The sequence below is a fragment of the Candidatus Margulisiibacteriota bacterium genome (genome assembly GCA_031268855.1).
Classification (GTDB): Bacteria; Margulisbacteria; Termititenacia; order Termititenacales; family Termititenacaceae; genus Termititenax.
Window position 1 is genome coordinate 1 of sequence record JAIRWS010000092.1, and the last position, 5,283, is coordinate 5,283.

Sequence of the window (5,283 nt, forward strand, 5' to 3'; positions counted from 1 at the left end):
CCTATACCTAAAATCCTGATTCACATCGGTCTGGACAAACCAGCCCGGCGCCGCGCAGGCCAGCGAGCTTAACGCCACCGCTCCTATCACCATAAATTTTCGCACATTTTTTTCCATACTTCTTTTCCTCCTTGTTTTTTTTGCGTTCCCCTCTCGCGCATTTGCTGAAAAGTTTAGCGGCGATCTGTTAAAAAAAAATTTGTGAATTGTTATTTTGGCGTTAAGCAAATTCAGGGCACAATATTCATTTCCGGGGAATAGATAGTATAATTGAACTATATGTTCATTATCACCCAGCACCAATACGATCTGATCATGCGGCAGGCGCAGGAAAATTATCCGTACGAAACCGGCGGCGTGCTCTGCGGCTCCTCTGACGGCGTCATCAAAGGCGTCCTGCCGTTGTACAATCAGGCCGGCGGCGACCAGCGCCAGGAGTTCGGTATGTCCGCGGACGACATACTGCGCGGCCATGAGTTTGCTAAAAAACACGGCTTGATTTTTTTTGGCGTGTATCACACGCACCCGAACGGCATCGCTTATCCGTCCGAACAGGACATTAACAACAATCAGCGTTTCTTGTTTATCATCTCGCTGCGCGACCGTTACAATCCTGAATTTGCCGCCTACAGCGTTCTGCCCGGCCGCGCGGTTATCCGCGAGGATATTCACGTCGTCAACGACAATGGTGTTACGGTCATCGACATTAACACCGGCAAACCCAAACTTTCCGAAAATGTTTCCACGCTAGAAATGCACAAACTGCATACCCTGATCGACGCTATTGTCGATGAGCGCGCCAAATATCCGCGGCTCTCACCCAAAAACAAATTCGAAGCCAGCCGCTCCAGTTTCAACACCGAAGCCTGAAGCCTATTGACAATATTCGCTTATAAGCGATAATATAAAACATGGAAGTTAAGACGACAAGCATATTCGATGAATGGCTTCTGAAGTTAAAAGATAGGCAAAGCGCCGGCCTTATAGTGAAACACATAGACCGTATGAGGCGCGGCAACCTGGGGAATGTGAAGAATGTTGGCGGAAATCTTTTTGAAAAGAAAATGCATCAGGGGGCTGGTTACAGGCTGTATTTTGTAAATAAAAACAGCCAATTGATTATAATTTTATGCGGCGGCGACAAGTCCACGCAACAAAAAGATATAGAAAAAGCAAAACAAATAATAAGGGAGATTTAATTATGGCAAAAATAACACTTCATGATTGGGACGCTTCTAAATATTTAAAATCTGAGGAGGATATAAAATATTATCTTGAGGCTGTATTCAACGACGGCACGGCTGAAGAAATCGCCGAGGCGATAGGGAACGTTGCTAGGGCAAGGCGGGTTATGGGCAAAATCGCCAAACACGCAAAAGTAAATTTCACCAGCCTTTACAGATCGCTTTCCCGAGATGGAACACCTTATTTTCGGACGATAAATCATGCCGTGCACTCTTTGGGTTTTCGGCTTTCTGTAACGCCGGCATAGGGTTTCTTGCTTATATTGCCACACAGATTTATAATCCACGCATAAATTTGACGAGGTGTCGCATGTCCAATATTCCGGCGGAGTTTAAATATACAGCCGAGCACGAATGGGTCAAGATCGACGGTAGCGTCGCGCTGGTCGGCATTACTGATCACGCGCAGTCCGAGCTGGGCGACATTGTTTTTGTGGAAATGCCGGCGGTCGGCAAAACTGTTACGCAAAACGGCGATTTTGGCGTGGTGGAATCGGTCAAGACCGTGTCCAATCTTTACGCGCCGCTGTCCGGCACGGTTTCAGCGATCAATCCGCTGCTGGAAAAATCGCCCGAGCTGGTCAACAAAGACCCTTACGGCGAGGGCTGGATCATCAAGCTCAAAGATTTTAATCCCGCTGAATTTTCCGCCCTGCTCGACGCGGCGCAGTACCAAGAAAAGATCGGCGAGTAAAAAATCCATGGCCTATTTTCCGCATACGGAAAACGATGTACAGGAGATGCTGCAAACCATTGGCGTAAAAAGCCTTGACGAACTCTTTGCCGCTGTGCCGGAAAAACTGAAAAATTTTGAATTCCCCGAATTTAAGCCAGTCTCTGAAATAGAGCTTCTGGCGGAGCTCAACGAATTGCGGCGCCAGCAGGCCGGCCAAACCGCTGTTTTTTTAGGCGGAGGACGCTACGATCATTACCTGCCGCCTGTCGTAGCAGCGCTGGCCGGCCGCTCGGAATTCTACACCGCTTATACGCCGTATCAGCCGGAGATCAGTCAGGGCACGCTGACCGCAATTTATGAATTTCAATCCATGATCTGCGAACTGACCGGATTGGACATCGCCAACGCTTCTCTCTATGACGGCGCGACGTCTCTGGCCGAGGCGGTCAGCATGGCGGTGGCCGCGACCGGACGGCTGGAATATGTCCTGGCCAATCCTCTGCATCCCAATTATCAGGCAGTTCTAAAAACTTACCTCGAACCGCGCCAGATCACCGCGCAAAAAAATATCACCGCAAACACCGCGGCGGTAATTTTTGCCCTGCCGGATTTTCACGGACTGCTCAGCAACTGGCAGGAATATTTGTCCAAAGCCCGGGAAAACGGCGCGCTGTTTATCGCCTACGCCGATCCGTTATTGCTCTCGGTCATTGAACCGCCGCCAGCGGACATCAGCGTCGGCGAAGCGCAGCCTCTGGGTCTGCCGCAAAATTACGGCGGGCCGGCTCTCGGCTATCTCGCCGCCAAAAAAGATTTTTTGCGCCAAATGCCCGGGCGTATCGTTGGCCGCACAGTGGACAATAGAGGCCAGCGGCCTTTTGTCCTGACCATGCAGACGCGCGAACAGCACATACGCCGCGAAAAAGCGACTTCGAATATCTGTTCCAATCAGGCGCTTTGCGCGCTCCTGGCTACGATATATATGTCCTACATGGGGGCGAGCGGCCTGCAAACCGCGGCCAAACTCTGCAAGGCCAGGACGGACTACGCCAAACAAAAGCTGGGCAATCTTCCGGGCTTTTCTGTGGACGAGGGCGAACACTTTCGGGATTTTGTCCTGCACTGTCCAGTCAGCGCGCAGGAAATAAACACGGTTCTTAGCAACTCTCCGCTCGGCTTGCCTCTGGACGGCAAAAATTTATTATTGAGTGTCACGGAAAAAACAACAAAGGAACAGATAAATAAATTGGCCGAGGAATTAAGATGAATAAATGCTGCCAAGCGCGTGATTCTCTGCGCGCGCAGGCGTGCCAGACGCAGGGGCGGATGGCAGAAAAATTAATCTTTGCCTATTCGCAAAAAGGCCGGAAAGCGCATACTTTGCCGGAAGCGCCGCCGGTTAATTTTGGTCTGCCGGAAAGAAAAATTTTGCGTCTGCCGGAAGTTTCGGAAAGCGACGTCGCGCGGCATTACACCAAACTTTCCCAGCAAAATTACGGCGTGGATAGCGGCTTTTATCCGCTTGGTTCCTGCACGATGAAATACAATCCTAAAATCAATGAACAAATCGCCGCGTTTGAGGAATTTACCGGCCTGAACCCCTCCGCGCCAGACCGCGCGGCGGCTGGATTGCTCAAAATACTTTACGAGACCGAGCAAATGCTTTGCCGGATTTTCGGCTATGCGCGATTTACCTTGCAGCCAGCGGCTGGCGCACACGGCGAATTTACCGGACTGCTGATCATCCGCGCTTATCATCTGGACAGAGGCGATACGCGGCGCACAAAAATTCTCATACCGGACGCGGCGCACGGCACTAATCCGGCCTCCTGCGTTCTGGCCGGGTTTCAAACAGTGACTATAAAATCCCGTCCTGACGGCGGCGTGGATCTGGACGATCTCCAAAAACACCTCGACGGTACGACCGCCGGCTTGATGCTGACCAATCCCAATACACTCGGGCTGTTTGAAAAAAATATTTTGCAAATTGCCGAGCTGGTGCATAAGGCCGGCGGACTGCTTTATTACGACGGCGCGAATGCTAACGCCACTCTGGGGCTGGCCAGGCCGGCGGACATGGGCTTTGACGTCTGTCACCTCAATCTGCATAAAACTTTTGCCGCGCCGCACGGTGGCGGCGGCCCCGGCTCCGGCCCGGTTGGCGTGACGGAAAAACTCGCGCCCTATCTGCCCCGGCCAACAATCGATTTTAACGGCGAAGAATATTTTTTGAACAACGCTCTGCCTAAATCGATCGGCAAGGTACATTCTTTTTACGGCAATATCGGCGTGATACTCAGAGCTTACGCTTATCTAAAAATACAGGGTTCGGCAGGCTTGAAACGCGCCTCCGAGCTGGCCGTGCTGAACGCCAATTACGTCAAAGCCCGTCTGCAAAAAGTCTATAATATTCCTTATCCGCAGATCTGCCAGCACGAGTTTGTCATCAGCGTCAAAGAATGGAAAAAACAATACGGCGTGTCGGCCGCGGACATCGCCAAGCGGCTTATGGATTACGGTTATCATCCGCCGACAATTTATTTCCCGTTGATCGTGCCGGAAAGCCTGATGATCGAGCCGACGGAAACAGAAGCCAAAGAAACGCTGGATGTTTTTTGTGATGCGCTGTTAAAGATCGCCGCGGAGGTAAAAACCGATCCCGCGCTGGTAAAATCCGCGCCGCAGAACACGCTCGTCGGACGCTTAGACGAAGTGCGCGCGGTCAAAGAGCCGGATTTGAATTATTTTTCTGGAGCTTAAGAACAGGAATTGAATCTACGTCTCGGTCGCTACTGTTCCGCCTACGCGGAATGCTCCCTCGTTGCGGTGTCGCGCTCACACGTCGCTACGCTTGTGGCTCTCACTTAACTTCGCTTCGCTTGTTAAGTTCGATGCGCGGTTTCGCCAATGCGAAACTCACTCCGAGCTTTCAATTCCTGCGCAATATGCCGCTGGCATATTGCGTCTGCTAAACTCAAGTCGCGTATAAAAAAATATTGTGGAGCCGAGAACAGGAATTGAACCTGCGACCCGCGCATTACGAATGCGCTGCTCTACCAGCTGAGCTATCTCGGCATGAAGACAGATAATACTATCACTACACAATTAAAAAACAACAATGTCTACTCAACGCTACATGAAACCATAGCCGCAGGCTATGGTTAGCTATCTCGGCATGAAGACAGTTACTATTATCCGTCATATGCTTACAAAATAACAACATCTACACAACGTTACATGAAACCATAGCCACAGGCTATGGTTAGCTATCTCGGCTAAAGACAGATACTACTATCACTACATAATTAAAAAATAACAATATCTATTCAACGCTACATGAAACCATAGCCACAGGCTATGGTT

At 50.4% G+C, this 5,283-nt stretch carries 6 protein-coding genes and 1 tRNA gene; 6 read left to right on the top strand and 1 reads right to left on the bottom strand.

Features of this window, described 5'->3' with window-relative positions:
- Positions 1–279 precede the first annotated feature (279 nt).
- The 6 genes from LBJ25_05610 to gcvPB all read left to right on the top strand — a co-directional run bounded on the left by LBJ25_05610 (position 280) and on the right by gcvPB (position 4,680).
- A complete protein-coding gene (locus tag LBJ25_05610; protein MDR1453431.1) occupies positions 280–870 on the top strand; it encodes a M67 family metallopeptidase in 591 nt (196 codons plus the stop codon).
- A gap of 41 nt (positions 871–911) precedes the next feature.
- Positions 912–1,199 (top strand): type II toxin-antitoxin system RelE/ParE family toxin, encoded by a 288-nt coding sequence (locus LBJ25_05615; GenBank protein MDR1453432.1) that lies wholly within the window; start codon positions 912–914, stop codon positions 1,197–1,199.
- A gap of 2 nt (positions 1,200–1,201) precedes the next feature.
- Positions 1,202–1,492, top strand: a complete 291-nt coding sequence (locus LBJ25_05620; protein MDR1453433.1) for a putative addiction module antidote protein — start codon at positions 1,202–1,204, stop codon at positions 1,490–1,492.
- A gap of 62 nt (positions 1,493–1,554) precedes the next feature.
- Positions 1,555–1,938: a glycine cleavage system protein GcvH gene (gene gcvH / locus LBJ25_05625; GenBank protein ID MDR1453434.1), complete on the top strand. Its 384-nt coding sequence runs from the start codon at positions 1,555–1,557 to the stop codon at positions 1,936–1,938.
- 7 nt (positions 1,939–1,945) lie between these two features.
- The gene (gene gcvPA, locus LBJ25_05630; GenBank protein MDR1453435.1) at positions 1,946–3,187 is read left to right on the top strand and encodes an aminomethyl-transferring glycine dehydrogenase subunit GcvPA; all 1,242 of its coding nucleotides are present in this window, start codon (positions 1,946–1,948) and stop codon (positions 3,185–3,187) included.
- A gap of 59 nt (positions 3,188–3,246) precedes the next feature.
- Positions 3,247–4,680: an aminomethyl-transferring glycine dehydrogenase subunit GcvPB gene (gcvPB, locus tag LBJ25_05635; GenBank protein MDR1453436.1), complete on the top strand. Its 1,434-nt coding sequence runs from the start codon at positions 3,247–3,249 to the stop codon at positions 4,678–4,680.
- A gap of 239 nt (positions 4,681–4,919) precedes the next feature.
- Here the strand turns inward: gcvPB and LBJ25_05640 are convergent.
- Positions 4,920–4,995, bottom strand: a tRNA-Thr gene (locus LBJ25_05640).
- Between the last annotated feature and the right edge of the window lie 288 nt (positions 4,996–5,283).